Annotated in this window: 22 protein-coding genes and 1 pseudogene; 6 read left to right on the forward strand and 17 right to left on the reverse strand. The window is 57.3% G+C overall.

Annotated features, from left to right (window positions below; translation table 11 throughout):
- Positions 1 to 42: 42 nt before the first annotated feature.
- The 7 genes from GOV80_RS19610 to GOV80_RS19640 form a co-directional block, all read right to left on the reverse strand.
- Positions 43 to 243: a hypothetical protein gene (locus GOV80_RS19610; RefSeq protein WP_170417785.1), complete on the reverse strand. Its 201-nt coding sequence runs from the start codon at positions 241 to 243 to the stop codon at positions 43 to 45.
- Positions 244 to 926: 683 nt separating this feature from the next.
- Positions 927 to 1469 carry a hypothetical protein gene (locus GOV80_RS19615; RefSeq protein WP_170417788.1) on the reverse strand — a complete coding sequence of 181 codons (543 nt, stop codon included), beginning with the start codon at positions 1467 to 1469 and terminating at the stop codon, positions 927 to 929.
- Between the two features lie 22 nt (positions 1470 to 1491).
- The gene (locus GOV80_RS19620) at positions 1492 to 1782 is read right to left on the reverse strand and encodes an addiction module antidote protein (protein WP_152460667.1); all 291 of its coding nucleotides are present in this window, start codon (positions 1780 to 1782) and stop codon (positions 1492 to 1494) included.
- Positions 1783 to 1787: 5 nt separating this feature from the next.
- On the reverse strand, positions 1788 to 2081 hold the full coding sequence (locus tag GOV80_RS19625; RefSeq protein WP_170417791.1) for a type II toxin-antitoxin system RelE/ParE family toxin: 294 nt from the start codon (positions 2079 to 2081) through the stop codon (positions 1788 to 1790).
- A gap of 115 nt (positions 2082 to 2196) precedes the next feature.
- Entirely contained in the window at positions 2197 to 4062 is a 1866-nt protein-coding gene (locus GOV80_RS19630) for a ParB/RepB/Spo0J family partition protein (protein ID WP_170417794.1), read from the reverse strand.
- A 218-nt stretch (positions 4063 to 4280) separates the two neighbouring features.
- A complete protein-coding gene (locus tag GOV80_RS19635) occupies positions 4281 to 4685 on the reverse strand; it encodes a DUF3768 domain-containing protein (RefSeq protein ID WP_152460664.1) in 405 nt (134 codons plus the stop codon).
- 527 nt (positions 4686 to 5212) lie between these two features.
- The gene (locus GOV80_RS19640; protein WP_237215935.1) at positions 5213 to 5500 is read right to left on the reverse strand and encodes a WGR domain-containing protein; all 288 of its coding nucleotides are present in this window, start codon (positions 5498 to 5500) and stop codon (positions 5213 to 5215) included.
- 215 nt (positions 5501 to 5715) lie between these two features.
- Between GOV80_RS19640 and GOV80_RS19645 the strand changes: the two genes are divergently transcribed.
- From GOV80_RS19645 to GOV80_RS19655, 4 genes and pseudogenes are all read left to right on the forward strand, one after another.
- Positions 5716 to 6108, forward strand: coding sequence for a GFA family protein (locus GOV80_RS19645; protein ID WP_152460663.1), 393 nt, complete (start codon positions 5716 to 5718; stop codon positions 6106 to 6108).
- A 102-nt stretch (positions 6109 to 6210) separates the two neighbouring features.
- The gene (locus GOV80_RS19650) at positions 6211 to 6513 is read left to right on the forward strand and encodes an SH3 domain-containing protein (protein ID WP_152460662.1); all 303 of its coding nucleotides are present in this window, start codon (positions 6211 to 6213) and stop codon (positions 6511 to 6513) included.
- Between the two features lie 155 nt (positions 6514 to 6668).
- A pseudogene (locus tag GOV80_RS22755) lies at positions 6669 to 6809 on the forward strand (DUF6429 family protein); the annotation flags it as partial.
- Between the two features lie 115 nt (positions 6810 to 6924).
- Positions 6925 to 8331 (forward strand): DUF7986 domain-containing protein, encoded by a 1407-nt coding sequence (locus GOV80_RS19655; RefSeq protein WP_174819503.1) that lies wholly within the window; start codon positions 6925 to 6927, stop codon positions 8329 to 8331.
- A gap of 482 nt (positions 8332 to 8813) precedes the next feature.
- On the opposite strand, the gene GOV80_RS22595 is transcribed toward GOV80_RS19655, so the two are convergent.
- The gene (locus GOV80_RS22595) at positions 8814 to 9113 is read right to left on the reverse strand and encodes an MBL fold metallo-hydrolase (protein WP_170417797.1); all 300 of its coding nucleotides are present in this window, start codon (positions 9111 to 9113) and stop codon (positions 8814 to 8816) included.
- A gap of 84 nt (positions 9114 to 9197) precedes the next feature.
- Between GOV80_RS22595 and GOV80_RS19665 the strand changes: the two genes are divergently transcribed.
- The gene (locus tag GOV80_RS19665; RefSeq protein ID WP_170417800.1) at positions 9198 to 10109 is read left to right on the forward strand and encodes a homocysteine S-methyltransferase family protein; all 912 of its coding nucleotides are present in this window, start codon (positions 9198 to 9200) and stop codon (positions 10107 to 10109) included.
- 464 nt (positions 10110 to 10573) lie between these two features.
- Here the strand turns inward: GOV80_RS19665 and GOV80_RS19670 are convergent, their stop codons facing one another.
- From GOV80_RS19670 to GOV80_RS19705, 8 genes are read right to left on the reverse strand one after another with little or no spacing between them, the layout of a single operon-like run.
- Positions 10574 to 11401, reverse strand: a complete 828-nt coding sequence (locus tag GOV80_RS19670; protein WP_170417803.1) for a citryl-CoA lyase — start codon at positions 11399 to 11401, stop codon at positions 10574 to 10576.
- On the reverse strand, positions 11398 to 12594 hold the full coding sequence (locus tag GOV80_RS19675) for a CaiB/BaiF CoA transferase family protein (RefSeq protein ID WP_170417806.1): 1197 nt from the start codon (positions 12592 to 12594) through the stop codon (positions 11398 to 11400). Before GOV80_RS19675 ends, GOV80_RS19670 begins: the two co-directional genes overlap by 4 nt.
- Positions 12594 to 14039 carry an aldehyde dehydrogenase family protein gene (locus GOV80_RS19680; protein ID WP_170417809.1) on the reverse strand — a complete coding sequence of 482 codons (1446 nt, stop codon included), beginning with the start codon at positions 14037 to 14039 and terminating at the stop codon, positions 12594 to 12596. Before GOV80_RS19680 ends, GOV80_RS19675 begins: the two co-directional genes overlap by 1 nt.
- The gene (locus tag GOV80_RS19685; RefSeq protein ID WP_170417812.1) at positions 14036 to 14731 is read right to left on the reverse strand and encodes a hypothetical protein; all 696 of its coding nucleotides are present in this window, start codon (positions 14729 to 14731) and stop codon (positions 14036 to 14038) included. Before GOV80_RS19685 ends, GOV80_RS19680 begins: the two co-directional genes overlap by 4 nt.
- On the reverse strand, positions 14728 to 15738 hold the full coding sequence (locus tag GOV80_RS19690; protein WP_170417815.1) for an agmatinase family protein: 1011 nt from the start codon (positions 15736 to 15738) through the stop codon (positions 14728 to 14730). Before GOV80_RS19690 ends, GOV80_RS19685 begins: the two co-directional genes overlap by 4 nt.
- Positions 15735 to 16610 (reverse strand): arginase family protein, encoded by an 876-nt coding sequence (locus GOV80_RS19695; RefSeq protein WP_170417818.1) that lies wholly within the window; start codon positions 16608 to 16610, stop codon positions 15735 to 15737. Before GOV80_RS19695 ends, GOV80_RS19690 begins: the two co-directional genes overlap by 4 nt.
- Positions 16610 to 17284 (reverse strand): hypothetical protein, encoded by a 675-nt coding sequence (locus tag GOV80_RS19700; RefSeq protein ID WP_170417821.1) that lies wholly within the window; start codon positions 17282 to 17284, stop codon positions 16610 to 16612. Before GOV80_RS19700 ends, GOV80_RS19695 begins: the two co-directional genes overlap by 1 nt.
- Positions 17277 to 18047: an arginase family protein gene (locus GOV80_RS19705; protein ID WP_170608326.1), complete on the reverse strand. Its 771-nt coding sequence runs from the start codon at positions 18045 to 18047 to the stop codon at positions 17277 to 17279. Before GOV80_RS19705 ends, GOV80_RS19700 begins: the two co-directional genes overlap by 8 nt.
- A gap of 85 nt (positions 18048 to 18132) precedes the next feature.
- Between GOV80_RS19705 and GOV80_RS19710 the strand changes: the two genes are divergently transcribed.
- A complete protein-coding gene (locus tag GOV80_RS19710; protein WP_170417827.1) occupies positions 18133 to 18840 on the forward strand; it encodes an IclR family transcriptional regulator in 708 nt (235 codons plus the stop codon).
- Between the two features lie 8 nt (positions 18841 to 18848).
- Here the strand turns inward: GOV80_RS19710 and GOV80_RS19715 are convergent, their stop codons facing one another.
- Entirely contained in the window at positions 18849 to 19652 is an 804-nt protein-coding gene (locus GOV80_RS19715) for an ABC transporter permease (RefSeq protein WP_170417829.1), read from the reverse strand.
- Positions 19653 to 19659 lie beyond the last annotated feature (7 nt).

The following is a 19659-nucleotide window of genomic DNA, read 5'->3' on the forward strand; positions in this document are numbered from 1 at the left end:
CGGAGCAGAAGAAAGGGCGGCTTGCGCCGCCCTGCCCTCCCGTCATTCGGTGACGGGATCGTCATCGGTGCGCTTCGGGAAGGCCACCATCTCAACGCCAGGGAACATGCTGTGCTTGACCTGGATCGAGGTGATGGTGCCGGTCTCATCGGTATTGACGAAGAGCACCCCGCATCGATCCCAGAATGTCTTGCCTTCTTTTTCACCGGTCTTGACGCTCAGTTTCAGAGTTTGAGTTGCCATTGTTTGATCCTCGCTATGGCGTGTTTCGATGAACAAGGGAAAAGCGGGCATCAAGGGGATGTCAGCAGGGAATTTGATCCGCGCGGAATGCGCCGCAGGCGCAGGGGACATTCCTTGTTGAAGCGCGGCGCCCGGCCCGGGCGCCGCGCGTCTTCCCCGACTGCCCGCTTATGTTCATCCCTTCAGAAACACCGCAGCCGAGGATCTTCTCCGGCAACGTACTTGAAACTGTCAGACCTGGTGAAAGGCAAGGCTTTCTGGGATCGCTGCGCGCGGAACATCTGAACAAAACGATGTCTTTGATGGCGGCAACATCACCTCGATCCGACACAGGCGCGGCGCTCAGTTCTAAGTTGGGGGTTGCCCTTCTGGGTCGGTATGACCGTCGTCGCAAAGGATGAAGAATGACGGACGGTGCAAACCGCCCTATCCAACTGGCGGAGGCCAAAGACCGGACGGTCCGGCCCTGGTCCGTGCTTGTGCGGATCAGGTAAACAGCCGGACTCAATTTGGATTGGCGGGTTCGGTAGGACGCCCCGGTAATCCGCAAGAACTCTCTCAAGCGCTGTCGCGGGGCGAGACCGGCGCACGGGCAGATACAGTGATGAGTACGCCAAGAAAAAGGCCCACCGAAGCGGGCCACGAGTTTAACCAAAGGAAAATCTGGAGGTATTCTTTACAGGCTAACGCTTGCGCGCGCGATCGACAACACCGTCAGCTGTGATCGTGGCAATGCGATCCTCTGTGCGGCGGGTCATTTCCACCCCGTCACCCGTCATATGCGCCTCGGCAAATTCCGTGAACTTGAAGATGCTGCCATCTGCTTCAACATGGGTTTCGTCCTCTGCCGAGCGCCGCTTCACCGATCCGTCATGGCGGATTTCGATGATCGTGTTGTCGGCCATTCGGACCGTCACGGTATGCTCATCTACAGCGACACCCTGCCACCAGGCATCTGCATCGCGGCGCACAACAATGCGGTTTGGGTGCAGCTTGATCTGCACGTCCTGTACCTCGTCCGGATCAGCGGCTTTGACGACCACGATGGCCTCCTGCGCGCTGGGATCACCATGGATCGACGCGCTCCCGTTTTTTGGCGGCCAGAGCTTCGGCTGTGTGCGCGGCTTGCCCTTCTGGTCTGTATGAAACCCGACGAACATCTGCGCGGATTTCCAGACGCGGCGGGCGGCTTTTTCAACCGTAGACGGAGCTGCATCGGTGGACATGGTGGATAGCCTTTAAAGTGGGTTAATTCACGTGCATTTTCGGGGTGAGCGTCACACCCACAGCGCTCAGCACTTTCAGCACCGTGCCAAACTCGGGATTGCCATTTTCGCTAAGTGCGCGGTAGAGGCTTTCCCGAGACAGACCAGATTTGTCGGCCACACTCGACATACCTTTGGCCTTGGCAACATCGCCAAGTGCCGACGCGATCAGCGCCGTGTCGCTGGTTTCAAAAGCCGCTTCAAGATAGGCTTGAATGGCTTCCGGGCTGTCCAGATAGTCAGCCGCTTCAAACTTCGTTGTTTTGACACCCATGTTTTTCACTCCAACTCTCTTGCCATCGCCTTGGCGGTTTTGATGTCGGCTTGCTGGGATGACTTGTCTCCCCCGCACAGCAAAACGATCAAAACGTCACCGCGCGACACATAGTAAACGCGATACCCCTTCCCTTCGGAGATACGCAGTTCACTCACACCTTCACCAACCGGTTTCACATCACCGGGATTGCCCAGGCTCAACCGCGTGATGCGAACCAAGATCCTGGCTCTCGCCCTTTGGTCCTTCAGGCCCTTGAGCCACTTGTCGAACAGGTCCGTCTTACGAATTTCTATCATACCTATATGTAGCCTACAGGCTACAACCTTTCAAGTCAAAACAACCTATACCATTGAACTAAAATCAAAAATCATTGCTGAAAAGCAGGGCGCGTTGCGCCCTGCCCTGCCAGTTTCAGAAGCAATCCGGCACCCATGCATCGATCCGGGCTTTCTGTGCCTCGGTCACGCCCAGTGCCTTTTGATGCTCTGGATCATTGAAGAGCTTGTGCAGCGCCTCGTTCTTGGCACCCTTTTTGGATTTCGCGAAGGCTTTGAACATGTCGGCGTCGATGTGCAGGTCCAGCAGGTCTTTGTAGAGATCATCCAGCTGCCAGCCTTTCAGACGCTTGAAGCAGTTTTCAGCCGAAGGGGTCCAGATCGCGCGCATGTCAGCCTCGATCTCAGCCTCGATCTCCGCCATGAACTCCGGGCGTTGGGTCAGAAACCGCCGGGCCAGAAAACCCGTGATCTCACCATTGCGGGTCTTCTTGCCCAGATCGCGAAACGCTTTGAACGCTTCCACGCTGCCTTGTGCGGCAATCTCGTGGAACTGGTCATAGGCTGCCTGTGCCGCTTCATCCCGTTCTCCGCCAAGACGCGGGTCGAGGATGAACTGGTCATCGATCTCGGGTGTGTTCCGCTCGGCACCACCATAGCCAAACCCAAACAGATTGCTGCTCAGACCGGAGGCCGGGGTGGCAAAGAAAGCAAACAGGCTCAACACATAATCAGGCTTGTCCAGCAGGGCCGTTTGAACCGCTGCCAGCCGGATCGCCACCATGTCGTCGATGAACTTCTGCGAATAAACTGGTTTTGGTTCTTCCTTGATCTCCGGTTCTTTGACCGGGGCCAGAACACCAGCCTCAATGGCAGCCTGAACATGTTCCGCCGCGACATAGGCCGGGGATGTTTTGATCTCGCCATTGTTGGTGACATAGACAAACACGCCGGACAGCTTGCGCTGCGCGTCAGAATAGAACGGCGCCGTATAGTCCTCAAGCGCGGCCAGCTCCTTTTCACCATCCGCGTCCAGAGCCTCACCCTCATAGAGTTCGGCAAGTTCGTCATACCGTTCGGCCTGTCCTTCGGTGAAGTCCCGGCTCACCATGTCCAAACGGTGCATGTCTTTCGTACCCGAGAACCCATAGGGAATGTAGCTTTCCTCATGGGTGTCCACCCAGTCCCAGCCTTCCGCGTCGCGCAGTTTTTCCGCTTCTACCGCCAGTTTCTCGGCAAACAGACGATCCAGTAACGCGCCTTCATTGAATAGGGTTTCATCGGCAAACAGATCAGCGGTGACGGTGCCGCCCGCCTCAACATAAGCCTTCTGCCCGACAAATACGGCCTTGCGGCTAGTGCTGCTAACAGCCTCCGACGTCAGTGCCTGTTTGACATCATGCTCACTGAACCACCGACATTCTTTGGCCCGTTCCAGAACCTCCAGAATTTTCTCTTCTTCGGTGCTGACGGTCATGGCCTTGGCCAGCCCCATGCTGATCTCACCGGCTTTGAGCGCATCCAGAACGGCGGCGGGCAGACTGGCAAGCGCGAGGCGGCGGCGCACATGGGATTCGGTCACGCCAAACGCATTGCTGATCTTGGCAATAGACAGAGATTTCTCGGCCATTTTGCCATAAGCACGGACCTCGTCCACAGGGTCCAGTTCTTCACGGGCGGTGTTCTCCGCATTGGCCCATTGCTCAGCCACGAAGGGATTGTCCGTGACCTTAACGGGAACCTGTGCCAGATCAGCGCGCTCAGTCACGGCGATGTTCAGAGCCCGTAGGCGGCGACCACCGGCAACGATTGCGACTTTGCCATCGGTATCGCGCAACCCGCTGAGGTTCTGGATCAAGCCACACATAACCAAACTGTCGGCCAGAAGTGCAATACCTTCCTCACCAACCTCCTGTCGTGGGTTGATGTCAGACAGGTAGAGATCGGACAGGGATACGGTTTCGATGGTTTCCGGTGCGGTGAATGTTTCGACTTTGCTCATGGGGCAAATCCTTGTTTGAGTGTTTGAGATCGTGTTAAGGGTGCCCTACCCCTTCCGGGGTAGAGCGGAGCCGTTTAGATGGCTGCGTGTTGGATCAGGAAGCGGCGCGCGATGTGGAAATTGTCGCCCTTCCTGATTAGCGCCCACGCTTCTGCGATACGTTGCTGCAAGATTTCATTGCTCATGGTGTTCACCTCCTTTCCGGTTTGGGATTGAGATCAGTATTCGCTGGGGCACATGATGGTCAGAACGCGGCGCGTCACTGACGTGTCAAACGGCCGGTCGGACCCATACGTGTAGTCCGTGTCGTAAAGATCGATCTTCCAGAACAGCTTCTGGTCACGGACTGTCACCGCCCCAAAGGTGTGATCGCCATAGGGGTCATTGCCCTCGTCAAACTGGTCATCCGACGCCACCGCTGCCAAAGCTGCAGTCTGGAACTCCATCCCTTCACCTGACACGCCGGGCGTGACAAATACCTGACCCTGAATTCCCTTAGAATGCATCTCGATTGCCGCAGTCGGATCGATCAGCGCTTTCCGAAATAGGTCATTCTGGGTCGCAATCTCTGCCGCCTGCAGGCTGGTGTCAGTGTCGATGTCTTTTGTCTTTTCAATGTCCAAAACCGTCTCTCCTTTTGTGGTGCGACCTCTGGGGTTGATCCCCTTTGGTGCTGGTTTTGAGCCGAGCCCTGAAAGGGCGTCGTCTCTAAAACCTGCCCCGTGGCGAACGCGGAGAGGGGCGAGACAGGACCAATCGACAAGAGTGGTGCGGCCCGCAGCGCAGGCGCGCGAGGACACGGTATTGTCTATTTGTCTTGTCCGAGGGGGGAGGCCGCGCCTTCCCCCTTACGGAAGGTAGCGTTTGGCTTGTCCAAATCCCGCCTGACCCACAAGGAAAGGACAAAGGATCTCTGATCCTGCGTGAGCGCAAAAGGGACCGTCACCCGAATGGGCAGATCACCACGGCATGGACCGACCATGACCCAAAGCCCCTGCCCCGGCTCGCAAGAGACGGGTCAGGGGCTACTGGGACAGGGAGATCATTCTGGGGTGTTCTGGGTGGAAGCCGATACGTCGGCTGAAACCTAGAGCCTGCTCACGAGCCGAAAGGCTCGGGATTTGCCACAGAAACAGACTGCAGCCCGAAGTCACTCACCGACCGGAACATACCCTCGACGGAGCTTTTGCTTTTCGAGATTGTGGAGCGCTTCACTAGCCAGGGCTTCGTCATCATACGTCACCATCATGGCTTGCCCGTTCGTGCCAATACGCCCCCAGGTACGAAGCACTGAAACCTCCCCAAACAACGTCGGCTGCAACTCGATGCCATAGAACCGCGCCATGTTGATCTCAGGGTCCACATGGATCAGGTGCACAGGTGTGGTGTCTGTCAGCTCCATGACGCGATTGTCGATCAATAAAGCTCGTCTGTCCAATGACTTTGCTGGAACAGTCAATTGGCAAGGATTCAGAACCGTGATGAAAACATTCGACAACTCAATCTGTCTGATGCTTGCCTCGTACCCATCCAGGTACAGGAGCTCATATTGGCACCATTCCACATTCCGCTGCTGGAACCGTTGTGACCACTGGCCAGAGTAGGTACGGTTTTCTCATATCTTGCAAAACGAAATAGAAGGATGAAGGCAACGTGGCTGAAATCTTGGAAGGCGGATGTTTTTGCGGTGAGGTTCGATACCAGGTCACTGGCAGCGCAGTAATGCAACTCATGTGTTTTTGCAGTGATTGCCTATCGATGACCGGAACGGACGGTTATGCCGGGTACATGATAAAGTCGGAAGACCTGCAGCTGCTGAAAGGCAAACCACGGACCTTTGAGAAGACCTCAAAGGAAGGTCGACCTGTCATCAAGCATTTTTGTGGCACCTGCGGATCAGGCCTGTGGGGCGTGACAGCCTTCGGATTGACGAGCATTGCGGCTGGGACATTGGATGAGCCAAACAACTTCAAGCCAACGAGCAAGGTTTTTGTGAAAGATGCCCCCAACTGGGCCAGGGTTCCCCACCATTTGGAAGAAATGTAGCGTTTGAAGCTTTGGTATCACCTACATTTCTGTCTTGGAGTTGTTCCTCTTGGTGACCCGAGTTGCTACGATTGTCGTTGAGGCAATAAGCAGGACATCGCGATGCGCAATGCAATCTTTTTACCCCTAATGGCTTTGTTCCTGGGGGTCGTCATGGACGTTAAACCGGCGGCGGCCGCGTCACTCGGAACATATGAGGTTTTTGGCGTCGAAGACGGTGACATGCTAAAAATGCGCAGTGGGCCTGGAACAGGGTTCAATGTGATCGTTGGTCTTCCAAATGGAACCGCACTACGAGTTCACGGCTGTGAGCAGACCGGTGGCACCCGTTGGTGCCGCGTCTCTTTGGAGCGCGCGCGCAAGCTTAAGGGATACGTCTCTTGGGCATATTTGCGGAAAATCTAATACGACAGCGATCAGCACCACCATCTTTTAGCAATCATAGAATACCGGCGGAAACGCCCTGACGAATCCACTAGTTGGGCTCACACCCGTCGTCGAAGCGGCTCGCAACATCCCCGAATTCGCTGGGTTCAGGACGGCCCTAAGGCTTTGACTGGGGAGCGCTTGATCGCCTGCACCGTAACGGATTGATCCTGGACCCGGTTGGAAAGGCAAAATCGGTGGTACTGACCGATGAAGGCCTGCGCCGCTCCGAAAAGCTTTTCACAGAGCTTTTTGGGCGGGAGCCAAAGACATAGCATTCGCCATGACAAGTCCCTCCATGTAACGCAGGTCTGCATACGCGTGTGGGCTGGCTGGCGGTTGCAATCTGCGCTAAATCGCCCCTGTCCGGCAAACAGGGAGAAGCTGAAGATGACAACGGGGAACGATCTTGGTGGGCTCATCGGGTTTATCACCCGTGACGAGATTTGGCATGAGCGGCTCGCTGATGTGTTGGACGAGCATTTTCTGCCAGCGCTCGAGGCCTTCGATCTTGAGTTCGAGGATCTGGGCGACTTGCTGGGCGAGGATTGGCCGATGGTCCTGTGGGGTGGTGGCCTGGAAGATTTGCTGGGCAGGACATTCGGAGCGGACGCCGAAAACGCTGCGGATGCTTATCTGAAAGGGAGCGGTTCCAAGGAGAGTGCGCAGACCCGCGCCTATATCAAAGGATTGCGGGACGCGTCGGTCAGCCTTTATGAGGTGAGCGAGGTAGACCCCGGCAGATCCATGGTCTTGCGCAACATGCTTTCGGACGCAGAGCCGGTTACCGTCCGGGAACACAGCGCGACGCAGATGCTGCAGCGATGGGATCGCATCGCAGCTCGGGTTGTCGCACAGGGGGATTATAACGTGATCTCGGGGGCGCTGCTCCCATTCGACCCCGACACCGTCGCGTTTTTTGAAGACGGGCTCCGCTCCGTGTTGAAATTGAACCCCGACGTTGAACTGAGGCTGACACAGGATCAGCTACACCGTTCCGCACCCCTCTTCACCAATGCCTGGCTCTTCGCACATCTGCCGAACCTACTGGATCCGGAACCACCACAAATCAGCAACAGCGATGGCGACAACCTGCTCTTTCACGACATGCGCTTCCCCCTCGCCAGCAAAGTGACGCAAAGCCAGGTATCTGAAAAGCTAACACAGTCCGCAGAACTCGTGATCTCAGGCCAGAAGGATTGGACCTGGCTTGACCTCGACACCCCGTCCGGCACCAAGCACGGCACCGGCCTCGTGTTGGACAAATCAATGTCAGGGGCCTCCGTGCTTGGGTCCCTAGATCTGAAAGGTCGGACACTCACACTTTCTGTGAGCTCTACAGCGCGCGCTGAACGCGGCGAAGCCCTGGTCCGGGACCTCCTGGGCGACCTGGTGAAATCTCCGCTGACATCAATCCAGACCGCCGAACAGATGATGGCGGATGACAGCACGAGTAACGGAGTGGCAGAAGAAGAGGACATCCCCCGTGCCCTTGCCCGTCAGATGGCCCACGAATATCTCGAACAGCATTACCGCGATACGCTTGACCAGCCGATTCCTGCCCTGGATGGCAAGACCCCGCGCCAGGCCGTTCGCAGCACGGCGGGCAGGAAGAAAGTCATAGACTGGCTGAAGACAATCGAAAACCGCAGCGCGCGCCAGACCGGCTCTCCGGTGGCTGAGTATGATTTCGGCTGGATGTGGGACGAGCTTGGTCTGTCAGACTACCGAAATTGGACCAGCGATGGTTCTTGCAAAAACCGTTCCAAAGCTTCGCCTCCTGAACCCATCGACTAACCCATGTTTTCCCGGCTGCGTCTTGCAGAGATGTGGCAAGGGTTATGCTGTCGCTGCGCGTCCAGATGGTTTGCCTCGTGACAGCTGGGGCACAACAAAATTTCAGTCTCCGTGGACACACCGGTTTCATAATCGAAACAGTACTCTTGTCCACATATTTCCAGCACCTCTCCACTCTTGGCCAGTTCCGAACTTGTCACCTCGCAGTGATCACAAATTCCGTCCAAGAGAGCTGATTGGAGTTCAGAAAGAACCACTGTTTTCTGAAAATTGCACACTCTGTCACTCATAACTGCTTCAGGCTTTCACAAAATGGTGAAGAGAGAAAGCTTGTGAAACAAGAATTCAAGGGAATGTGACATAGCCCAATGGGTTCGAGATTTAGTTTCGCCGATCATTGCCTGTAAGCTGCGCGGCGCGTCGAACTTTCACGTCAGCCGCCATCCCACAACAGACCCGCGCACATCAAAATACAACCTGGGCTAGTCCTCCCAGCGAAACGCGTCGTTGTCCGCCTTCACCCGACCAATAGACGGCAAAGCGAAGTGGTTTCCCAGCACAATACATCCCGTTTCCGAGGCGCTTTCCAACAGTTTCCGACGGGATGTCACGGCCATCTCAGCATCGGAATCAAACATAAAATGCCACTCGGGATGCCAGCACTGGGCGGTTGTATGGATTGCATCACCTGTAATCAGAGCGCGCCGGTCGCCACTGGTGATTTCGACCGAGACATGACCTGGTGTTTGGCCTGGCGTGGGGATCAGAGTGACGGAATACACCCTGTCGCAGTCCTAAGGTTCACAGGAGGCCCGAGACAAAGTAGGTTTCTTGTGCAGAGGTAACGGCAATAGGCGTGGATCAGAATGGCGCGACAGCTCCCACTCGAAGGTAACAAGCCCTTTCTGGTTTACGCCGGCACTGGCACCGACCTGATTTTCAATCATGGAATTGAGCTTCCCGGTTTCGCGTCGTTTCCATTGCTGGAAGAACCTGGCACCAGGGTGATACTGGCCGGTCAAATGCAGGCTCTTGTCGATCTGGCCCGTGAAATGAATGTCGGATGCATCCTTGATGCGCCCACATGGATGGCGAACGCCGACCGGGCAGCGCCCTTGGGGTACGATGCAGAGCGGCTCGCCGAAGTAAACAAAGATGCGGTCAGTCTAATGGAAGACGTGCGCCAAGCTGCCGCTCGCGATGATGTACTGGTGTCGGCCTGCATCGGCCCGCGCCATGATCCTTACGCCGACATCCCGCCGGTACCCGTCGAAGATGCACGTCAATACCACGCCGCTCAAATGCACAGCCTGAAAGACACAAGCCTCGATCTGGTCACCGCTTATACATTCAACCGCCCAAGCGAGGCAGCGGGATGCATCCTCGCCGCCCGGGACGCTGAACTGCCGATCATCATGTCTCTGGTTGTTGAGACAGACGGGTGCCTGGCAGACGGGACCAAACTTGTGGACGGAATTGACCAGATCGACGCAGCAACCGACTCGGCGGCGCTGTTTTTTATGGTCAACTGCGCTCACCCTACCCATTTCGCCGGAGCGCTTGGCAACCACCCCCGGCTGAGAGGCCTTGTGGCGAACGCTTCGAGTTGCTCGCATGCGGAACTTGACGAAGCAGATGAGCTGGACGAAGGCGATCCAGCTGAACTTGGTAAACAGATTGCCGCGATTGCGAGGCAGAATCCGTCGATCCAAGTATTTGGAGGATGCTGCGGTACCGACATGCGCCATCTGAAATCGATGATCAGCGAACTAGCATAGCCAACTTGGTTCAATCTGAGCGATAACGCTGAGATCTAAGGTGATCCCGTAATTTCTTTCCACAACTTGTTAGGAGATCGGCCCTTTGCTGCCGTTGACCGAGGGCGCGCATCGCTGCGGTGCGGCCCACCAGACCGGACTTTAGCTGCGACTGCGAAATCCAGCGATCGACAAACTCACGCATCGCGGACCAAGTGTGAATTCGCCGCGCTTGTCGCGATGGCAGCTCGGTGCGCTTCGCTGACGTCAGAACAAGCGTGAAAATGTATCGATTCTCGCCTGGATTGAAATACCTTCAAAGACAACACCAAAGAAGTGAATCTTTGTTCAGACTAACATGTTGGGTCTGCTTCTAGGGGGGGATGCCCAATGACCGAGACCGGCAAAACAGTCCACACGCCAGTGGCGCTTCAATGCCAAGTTCGGTGTGAATTTAGGCGTTCGCACCATCAATGGTCATCGGGTTAGCGCTCCGATTTGACACCAATATATTCCGGCAGATAACGCGGCGGCATTGGCCCCTTGTTCCGCCCGCCCTGTTGAATCTGTTCCCAGCCATGAGACAAGACGCCAACCGAGCGGGAAAGACAGAACAATCCCCGGGAAAGCGGTGCCGGGAACCCCAATTCGCAAAAGATAACAGCCGTGGCCCCATCGATATTCATCGCGATATCGGCACCGCGCTTACGTCCGATTTCCGTCTGTATAGCTTCACCGATATCGGCAAATCGCCCTTCTACAGTGCCTGACATCGCGGCCTCGCGTACCAACGCCATCAATCGCGGTGCGCGGGGATCGACGGGCTTGTGGAAACGGTGGCCAAAACCCGAGACGATCTTGCCATTTTCCTCACACCAGGCGGCGATACCGTCGCGGACGGCAACTTCCTGTTCAGCGCCGTCATCCATCCGTTTGGCGACGTCGAAATAAAGCTCGGCGCATTGTTCACCGGCGCCGCCATGCACGTCACCCAACATGTTGACCCCGGTGGCCATGACGTTGTTGAGCCCCAGCCCACAGGTCGCGGCCATACGCGCTGCGGCTATCGATGGCGCCTGCGGACCATGATCCACGCCCGCCACCAGCGCGCATTCAAAAAGCGCCGCCTGTTCTGGCGTGGGCAAATTGCCGCGCACCATGAGCCAGATCATCTGAGCAAAGCTGACGTTTCCGATCAGGTCCTGGATCGGGTGGCCGCGAAAGGCGATCCGCCCCGGAGCCATGTCGATAATTTCGGTGCGCCACCAGTGGCAAATGGCATCGGCGTCATTGCGTCCTGCGGGGTCCGTCATATCGCGCCATCCTTTGCCAGTTTTTCAATGTCTTCCGGTGAAAGACCTAACTCGCTCCAGATTTGAGAGTTGTGCTGCCCCAATGTGGGCGGTGGTGCATCGACGGTGGGCGCGCTGCCGTCCAATTTGATCCCGGTCGTGGCAACCTGAATGTCGCGTCCGACGCCGGGGACGTTTTCAAACTGGTCGAGGAAACCGCGGTCTGCAACCTGCGGCATTTCCAATACTTCCGGCACTGTCAAAACCGCTCCTGATGGCACACCAATGCTATTGAGTTCCTTGGCCCAGTCGCGCGGTGACCGGGTCTTCAACACGGTCTCCAGCTCAGTTTTCAGAGCCAGCCTATTGCGTTTGCGATCCTCGCGCGTGGCATATTCAGGCCGCTCGCGCAGCGCGGCCAATCCCAGGTGGTCCGTCAGTAGCTCCCATTGCTGGTCTTTGTTTGCGGCAATGTTGATCAACCCGCCCTTCGCTTCAAACGCACCGGAAGGCGCCGAAGTGGGGTTTTCATTGCCATTGGCAGTCGGATTGACGCCGGCGATCAGATAGTTCGACACCACCCAGCCCATTGTCGCCAGCACCGATTCCAGCATCGACACATCAATAAAGGTGCCGCGCGGATTGGCGTTCAGAGCAGATGAAATCGCAAAGGCTGCGGTGATGCCCCCCACAGTGTCTGCCACCGGATATCCAACGCGCAGCGGCGCGCTGTCGCTATCCCCGGTGATCGACATCACACCCGAGGTTCCCTGTATGATCTGGTCATAAGCCGGGCGGCGTATCCACGGGCCCTCTTGGCCAAAGCCGGAGATAGCACAATAGATGAGGGTCGGATTGGCCTCTTTCAGGGTCTGGTAGCCCACGCCGAGGCGCGTCATGACGCCGGGCCGGAAGTTTTCAACCACGACATCTGCAGTTTCGACCAGTTTCAGAAAAATCTCTCGACCCCGTGGGTTCTTGAGGTTGACCGTGACCGATTTCTTGCCCGCGTTCTGGGCGAGAAAGGACACGCCCATGTTGACTTTGTTCAGCTCTGGGTCGGCCCCCAGTTGGCGGGCGAGATCGCCCCGACCGACGGCTTCGACCTTGATAACCTCGCCGCCCAGATGCGCCAGATGATGACAACAGAACGGACCGGCAAGGACATTGGTCAGATCAAGAACACGAATGCCCTTCAAAGGTGTCTGCGACATTATCCGCGCCCCGCGTGTACAACCTTGGCCGCCGTGAAAAACTCGCGGCAATAGCTGCCTTTTTCCGGTGCACCATAAGAGGATCCCTTTCGGCCCGTAAAGGGTGCGTGGAAATCCATGCCGGCGGTGGGCAGATTGACTTGTATCATGCCTGCTTCGGCGTTCTGCGAGAAGTGATCGATTTTGGCGGGATCCCGCGTGACAATTCCTGCGGACAATCCAAATTCGCAGTCGTTGGACGTGGCCAGGGCGGCGTCGTAATCCGGCACGCGTAACACGGCGGCGATGGGCCCAAAGATTTCGTCTCGTGCCACGGCTGCGTCGGGTGACACATCCGTAAACAACGCAGGCGCAAAGTAATGGCCGGTTGTTTTGGATTTGACCTCGCCACCACCTGCGGCAAGCGTTGCACCGTCATCCACAGCCTGAGACACGTATCGTTTGTCGATGGCGAGCTGCGCTTCACTGGCGACCGGACCAATCTGGGTTTCCGGAGCGCGCGCATCACCGATCCGAAGGTCTTTCATTGCCGCGCAAAGACGGTCAACAAATGCGTCGTGAATGCCCTCGGTCACAATCAGGCGGGAAGACGCTGTGCAGCGTTGTCCGGTTGAGAAAAAGCTGCCCTGAACGGCGCAGTGCACCGCCAGATCCAGATCGGCGTCATCCAGCACGATCAAGGGGTTCTTCCCCCCCATCTCCAGCTGCATTTTCGCTCCTCGCGCAAACAGCGCCGCCCCCATATGGCGACCGACGGGTGTGGAACCGGTGAATGTGACCCCGGACACCTTGGGGTGCGTAACGATTGCCTCCCCAACCTCACGGCCTTTTCCCATCACAAGGTTGAACACCCCCTCAGGCACGCCCGCACGGGCAATAATATCGGACAACATCCATGCCGATCCGGGCACCAGTTCGGCAGGTTTGAACACAACCGTATTGCCATAGGCCAGAGCGGGTGCGATTTTCCATGCGGGGATCGCCAGTGGGAAATTCCAGGGCGTGATTACGCCCACAACGCCGATTGGCTCGCGTACAACATTTAGCGACACACCTTCGCGCAGAGATTGGTAGGTGTCGCCGGTCGCACGATACGCCTCAGCCGCGAAATATTTGAACAAATGCCCGGCGCGATGCGCTTCGGCCTTGGCTTCGGGCAAGGTTTTGCCCTCTTCGCGGGCCAGCATATCGCCCAGCTCGTCTACACGGGCGAGGATTTCCGACCCGATCCGGTCGAGCGCTTCGAACCGGACCAGAGGCGATGTCTTGCGCCAATTCGGCAGGGCCGCGGCCGCGGCCTCGATTGCGTCAACCGTTTGATCGGCGCTTGCCCGGGCATACTCGCCGATCGTGTCGTTCAGGTCGGACGGGTTGACATTGGGGGCCGCGTCGCTGCTAGCAACCCATGATCCGGCGATAAAGTTGGCAAAGGGGTTTGCAGTCATAGCGCTTCCTCAAGAACTGGTCGCCACCCGATATCTTCATGCCGGTGGTCCACAGTATTCACGTAAAAATAGGTCGGGCCATGATAGCCCCTGCACACCCGCCCATCGGCCCGTCTGGCAACCGGTTCGGCGGTCCAGCTGACCGCGCCGAACCAGTTCCACAAACGGTTATGAGGCGAGGTCAGATGATCCGGGCAAAGCGGTGCTGTACTATTGGCCGGGTCCGGTTGCGGAGCGTTCAACGCCCCGCTGCCCCCCACCAGCGCATCCCATTCATTGGGGCGCGTCGCCCCCTGAAAAGGGTCACTACAGGGCGTATCCCCCCCCGTAAGCAACCGGCAGCGAAACAGGCGTCCATCAATCGACAGCTCTGTGCCATGGACATACCCCGCATCATCCAGATCCTGCCAGCTGACGCGGCTCATAAGCATCCGGTCGGCGACCATCAATCTTCTTCCACCGTCCTCAAATAGATGCCAGTTCAGGCGCAGGTTCGGGTCTTTGGGACTGTCGGTGAGCGCCCAGTTGTCCCAATTCGGGTCGCGTTCAAATTCCGGTAGGTTCCCGGGTTGCAGGCCCTCGTAAGGGCAAAGCGCTGACAGGTCTGTGATCCAGGGCCGTGTCGCGGGCGCAAGTGTTTTTCCTGCATGGGAAAACCCACCCAGCTGCTCTGTTCCTTTGTAGTCCATCATTGCTCTGTCACCGCCCCGGTCACAGGTTGTGTGCGGAAGCGACGCAGGATCCGGAACAACATTTCTGCAGCCAGAAATTCGGTACGCTCCGACGGATCAAGAGGAGGGGACACCTCAACAATATCCAGTCCACCCAACGGGGCCTCGGCCAGCCCATCCAGCAGATCGTAATACTGACGCGGTGTAATACCGCTATGAACGATTGAGCCGGTGCCGGGGAGGTAGCCAGCGTCCATCGCATCGATGTCGATTGACAGATACAGTTCGTCACATCCCTTCATGGCATGCTCCAACGCCTGACGAATTGCCTCTGCCGTCCCCAATTTATGTACGTCGCCAGCCGAAAACACCCGACCGCCCTGCTCTTCGATCAAGGCGAGTTCACCGCTGTCGACCCAACCGGTGATCCCGACCCAAACCATATTGGACACGTCGACATTGGGCAGTTCGGAAATCCGACGGGCATTGGTTGCGTGGTTATGGCTGCCCCACGCGCCAAGCCGGTCAGAGAAATCCAGATGACCGTCGATCTGGATATACCCAAAACGTGCATTTGGTGCGCGTTTGGCCAACCCACGGGAATAGCCAAGGCAGGCCGGGAAGCTATTATAGTGATCACCGCCCAGTGCCAGAGGGATCGCCCCTCCAACGCTCAGCGCCTCGGTCATTGCGGCAATGGCCTCGGTGGTTGCGTCTACATCCTCAGGGGTGATCACTGCATCCCCGCAATCCACGAGCCAGTCGCTGGCCGTTGCGCTTCTTTGGCCCGTATCTGGATCAAAACTGACCCCCTGCGGTCGCATGGATTGCAATACCGTCGTTGCCTTACGCAGCGCCTCGGGACCAAACCTGGTTCCGAGCCGGCTTGAATGTGTCCAATCGCTGGGCATACCCACCACACCGATTTGGCCCGGACGGACGTCGGCGGCATCGAGCAGAGGCCCATCAAACAGCCGATACCCCGGTTGTGCCAGAGGCGGGAGAAATGTCGTTATCGCTGCAGTCATGTCAGTACTTTTTCCTTGGAAGTTTGGCGGCGCGGAAAATCAATCCCAAAGCCGAGGCGCGCATAGATAAACGCCAGAAGAGCCGTGACCATCAGGCGTTGGCCAACCTTCACGACACCCATTCCGGGACGGTTCGGATTCAGACCGGTCAACATAATGGCGCTGACCTCGTGCCGTCCCAAAAGCTCAAGCCATTGCACCACCGTCGCAAGATCGCAGCCCCCCAAACGGGGCCGATCACAAAGCGCACTGAGCGATGTTTCAAACACCGAGAGATCAAACCGAACAAACAACGGCTTTGATGGATCCCGCCACTCTGAAAACGCGGCACGCTGCGCGGCAGTATCTCTATTTACCGGCGTGGTCGTTCCGTTCGGCAAGGGCGCAATATGAAAATCGCGCGCATCGGCTGGTGTACCGCCAAGCTGCACTGTCTGACAATGAGGGAGCGCGCTCCGCGCCGTCTCGGACATGCGATCTGATCCGCCCAAAAAGATTGCACAGGCGCCATTGTCGCTGATCTGACGCATGGCCGCCTTCAAGGCCGCGTGGATCGCATCTTCGGACCCCGGTGCAATATCTCCGAGATCACAAAGCCGCTCGTGCAGGCCATCGGTACTGATATCCTGACGCGCATCGATATCTACGGGGTGACTGAATTGTGGATTTGCGTGCCAACCGAAATAGACCGAGGTTTCGCGTAATGCACGCGGCGCCAGAGATTGCCCTGCATGAGGTGCGTTTGTATCTTCAAACGGGATGCCCAGTACGGCCAGATCTCCAGACCGGACGTCGCCGATTGCTTTGGTCTGAGAGCGCATGAACGACAGATGCCCTGCCATGCGCGGCAACGGGGCCGAACGTAGAGGCATCAGCCTGCTCCTTTCTCAAGACGAGCTGTGACCGCTTGCAGGATCGCCAGTGCAGCGCGGGTTTCAGCCTTGCCACGGTTGTCCAGTTCCGGGGCAAGCCCAAAAACCGCAGCCGCGATGGTATCGCCCGGGGTGGCGTCAATTTGCGCGATCATTTGTGCTGGTGACATTCCCGTCAGGCGATGCGGGTGCGATACCCATTTGCCCGCAAGCTCTTGTAAATCCACAGACAGGATGACCGGTTGGGTGCGGGGCAAATGGCTCACTGCGCCGCCATTGACCCCAATGATGGGAACATCCGCACCTGTGACCTGTCTTGCGGCGACGTCAAGCGCTTCCAAACCGCTGGAATCGCCGCCTACCAACACCATGCGGGCACCGGTTTCAAGAACCGATTCACATTGCGAGGCAACTGCGAGAAAATGCTTGTCAGGTTCTAGCGGAAAGACGTTCACGTCCCCAAGGTCAATTGCATTCGCGGGTGTTACTGTGGGGCAGGACGCATACCGAAGCTGGCGCGCGAGATAGCGTTGCCCTGCCGATGGCCGGGCGAGATTGTCACAAAAATAGCCTGCAATCGCGACCTGACCGGGCACGAGATCTTCCAGATCGCCAATGGATGCGCCCAGAAAACTGGGGATCGCGTCAAACTGTATTTGCGCCGCTTCACTCATTGTGCAACGCCGCGTTCAGGGTTTCGATCGCCGCCAGTTCCGACATTCCCCTGGTGTCGCGCGCAGGCGCAAGGCCGGTGATCACAATCGCCTGCCATTTACAGGACATGGCACCAATGACGGAAACCAGCGTTTCAGGTTTCATCCCGCCGGGATTTAGGCCGACGCTGCCAGCTGCATGCCCCAGATCAATGACCGATATGTCGATCCACAAGACAGCGCGCTCGGGCGTGTCAGAATAGTCGCCGTGCCCTTCATCCAACTGCCGCGCGGTGCGCCAATCCATCTTGCGCTGGCTGATCAGATCCCAGACACCAGCAGGTTGATCGCCGTTCAATCCCACCCAGATCGTGTTGGCTGTTCGCGTCGCGATATCACGCCGGGCCAACGGCATGGCCGCGACAACTGGCAGATCAGGCAAGGCCCCCAGCACACCCGAGGCGACATCAGACGCGCCACCCAAGACAACGGGTACAACACCGTGATCCACCATTTGCGTCACAAGTTGTTCCAACGCGGCAGGCCAATCCCCTGACAGGTCCAGATTGCCAAGATCCCGACCATCTACAGGCAGTCCGATCCCAAGTTGGGCAGTCATTTTGCGCAGCGCATCGGGTGCCAGAGAGGTGCCGGATCGGGGCCCGGTGTTAACTTCGCTCGGAACGCCCATAACCCCAACACAATCAGCCTTACATTGCGAATGAATGCCAAAAGGAAGGTCCGCATAACCAGCTGTTATCATTTGTTTCCGCGCGCTATTCATTGCCAGACGCCTTCGTTATTTGCGATTTCCAATTGCGCTCAAACCGGCTATAAAAAGCGACGGATTTGCGTCGAAAGGTCTGCCTATGCCCGACAAGCCCCGATCCCCTGACGCCAATGGTGGTGTCGAAGCGGTAGAGCGCGCATTGCGTGTGCTGGACATCTTTGAGCCGGGCGATGCAGGCCTCTCTTTGAAGGAGGTTGCGGACCGCAGCGGGGTCAACAAGGCGACAATTCTGCGTCTGAGCGTGTCGCTTGAAAAGTTTGGTCATATTACGCGAGACGCCGAGGGTCTGTTTCACCTCGGGCCGTCTTTGTGGCGTCTTGGATCCGTGTTTCGCCAAAACCTGCGGATGGGGCCAATTGTGCGACCGGTGCTTGCGAATTTGGTGAATGCGACCGGCGAAAGTGCGTCGTTTTATGTGCAACGCGGCAACTCTGGCGTGTGCCTCTACCGGGTCAATTCGCCAAGGCTTGCGCGGGATCACGTTCAGGAGGGCGAGATCATTCCGCTGAGCATGGGCTCTTCGGGTCAGGTGCTGGATGCTTATTCCATCCGGCAGGGAAAACAGGCGGCCAGCATCCGAAAGGCCGGGTATTATCTCAGCCTTGGTGAACGCGATCCTGACGTCGCCGGACTGTCGGTTCCTGTTCTTGGGTTCGAAGATGAATTGCTGGGCGCGATCAGCTTGTCCGGCCTGCGCGTCCGCTTCAATGACACAGCCGTCGAAAAGTATCGCGCGGCGGTCCTTGATGCCGCCCGCCAGATTCGGGTGGAGTTTGGCGAAAAATAAGACCCGCATCATTGTGCCTTGTCTTTCCGACGCCCGATCATCTGCACACCGATAAGCGCCGTGATGGACACGACAATCAGACAGGTCGAGATCGCCGCGATTGTCGGATCAAGCTGATCACGCAGTGAATTGAACATGCGCCGGGTGATTGTGGCGTTTTCCCCGCCCGAGACCAGCATCGAGATCACAACCTCGTCCAGCGACGTGATAAATGCCAGAAAAGCCCCTGTCTGGATCGAGAATTTCACCTGCGGTACGGTGATTGTCCACAATGCGTATGCACGGGACGCCCCTAAGCTGCGCGCTGCAAGCTCCTGATCGAAATCATAATTCTGCAATCCCGACATCACCGTCACGATCACGAATGGCAGCGCCAGCGCAGTATGGGCGATCACGATCCCGGTCAGTGTGTAATTGAGCCCCAGCTTGGCATAGAGGCTGAACACTCCAACAGCGATCAGGATCACTGGCACGACAATCGGCATGATCACAAGGATTTGAGCCGCGCTCCTGATACGAGGCGCAGAGCAATGCAGACCATAGGCACAAAGTGAGCCCAGGGGCGTCGCGATTGCCGTGGTCAGCGCCGCCGCGATCAGCGAGGTCTTTGTTGCGCTCATCCATTCCGGCGACGTGACATAGGCCACGTACCAGCGAAACGAGAGCGATGTCGGCGGGAATTCCAGATAGGATGCCCCCGAAAACGACATCGGGATAACGATCAGCGTGGGCAGGATGAGAAAGAACAGCACAGCAATGCCGACCACTGTCAGCCACAGGCCGTCGATTTTACGTTGTCCGACTTGTTCCATTTTCAGA

Source organism: Ruegeria lacuscaerulensis, from assembly GCF_013034685.1.
In the GTDB taxonomy this organism is placed as follows: domain Bacteria; phylum Pseudomonadota; class Alphaproteobacteria; order Rhodobacterales; family Rhodobacteraceae; genus Ruegeria; species Ruegeria lacuscaerulensis_B.

What these genes read in the sequence shown, in the direction of transcription:
- GOV80_RS19665 (WP_170417800.1), top strand. Translation starts at nt 9,198, where the DNA reads ATGGCGCGACAGCTCCCACTCGAAGGTAACAAGCCCTTTCTGGTTTAC.
- GOV80_RS19715 (WP_170417829.1), bottom strand. Translation starts at nt 19,652, where the DNA reads ATGGAACAAGTCGGACAACGTAAAATCGACGGCCTGTGGCTGACAGTG.
- GOV80_RS19650 (WP_152460662.1), top strand. Translation starts at nt 6,211, where the DNA reads ATGCGCAATGCAATCTTTTTACCCCTAATGGCTTTGTTCCTGGGGGTC.
- GOV80_RS19630 (WP_170417794.1), bottom strand. Translation starts at nt 4,062, where the DNA reads ATGAGCAAAGTCGAAACATTCACCGCACCGGAAACCATCGAAACCGTA.
- GOV80_RS19695 (WP_170417818.1), bottom strand. Translation starts at nt 16,610, where the DNA reads ATGCCTCTACGTTCGGCCCCGTTGCCGCGCATGGCAGGGCATCTGTCG.
- GOV80_RS19670 (WP_170417803.1), bottom strand. Translation starts at nt 11,401, where the DNA reads ATGACGGACCCCGCAGGACGCAATGACGCCGATGCCATTTGCCACTGG.
- GOV80_RS19610 (WP_170417785.1), bottom strand. Translation starts at nt 243, where the DNA reads ATGGCAACTCAAACTCTGAAACTGAGCGTCAAGACCGGTGAAAAAGAA.
- GOV80_RS19685 (WP_170417812.1), bottom strand. Translation starts at nt 14,731, where the DNA reads ATGATGGACTACAAAGGAACAGAGCAGCTGGGTGGGTTTTCCCATGCA.
- GOV80_RS19690 (WP_170417815.1), bottom strand. Translation starts at nt 15,738, where the DNA reads ATGACTGCAGCGATAACGACATTTCTCCCGCCTCTGGCACAACCGGGG.
- GOV80_RS19675 (WP_170417806.1), bottom strand. Translation starts at nt 12,594, where the DNA reads ATGTCGCAGACACCTTTGAAGGGCATTCGTGTTCTTGATCTGACCAAT.
- GOV80_RS19620 (WP_152460667.1), bottom strand. Translation starts at nt 1,782, where the DNA reads ATGGGTGTCAAAACAACGAAGTTTGAAGCGGCTGACTATCTGGACAGC.
- GOV80_RS19710 (WP_170417827.1), top strand. Translation starts at nt 18,133, where the DNA reads ATGCCCGACAAGCCCCGATCCCCTGACGCCAATGGTGGTGTCGAAGCG.
- GOV80_RS19615 (WP_170417788.1), bottom strand. Translation starts at nt 1,469, where the DNA reads ATGTCCACCGATGCAGCTCCGTCTACGGTTGAAAAAGCCGCCCGCCGC.
- GOV80_RS19680 (WP_170417809.1), bottom strand. Translation starts at nt 14,039, where the DNA reads ATGACTGCAAACCCCTTTGCCAACTTTATCGCCGGATCATGGGTTGCT.
- GOV80_RS19705 (WP_170608326.1), bottom strand. Translation starts at nt 18,047, where the DNA reads ATGAATAGCGCGCGGAAACAAATGATAACAGCTGGTTATGCGGACCTT.
- GOV80_RS19655 (WP_174819503.1), top strand. Translation starts at nt 6,925, where the DNA reads ATGACAACGGGGAACGATCTTGGTGGGCTCATCGGGTTTATCACCCGT.
- GOV80_RS19700 (WP_170417821.1), bottom strand. Translation starts at nt 17,284, where the DNA reads ATGAGTGAAGCGGCGCAAATACAGTTTGACGCGATCCCCAGTTTTCTG.
- GOV80_RS19625 (WP_170417791.1), bottom strand. Translation starts at nt 2,081, where the DNA reads ATGATAGAAATTCGTAAGACGGACCTGTTCGACAAGTGGCTCAAGGGC.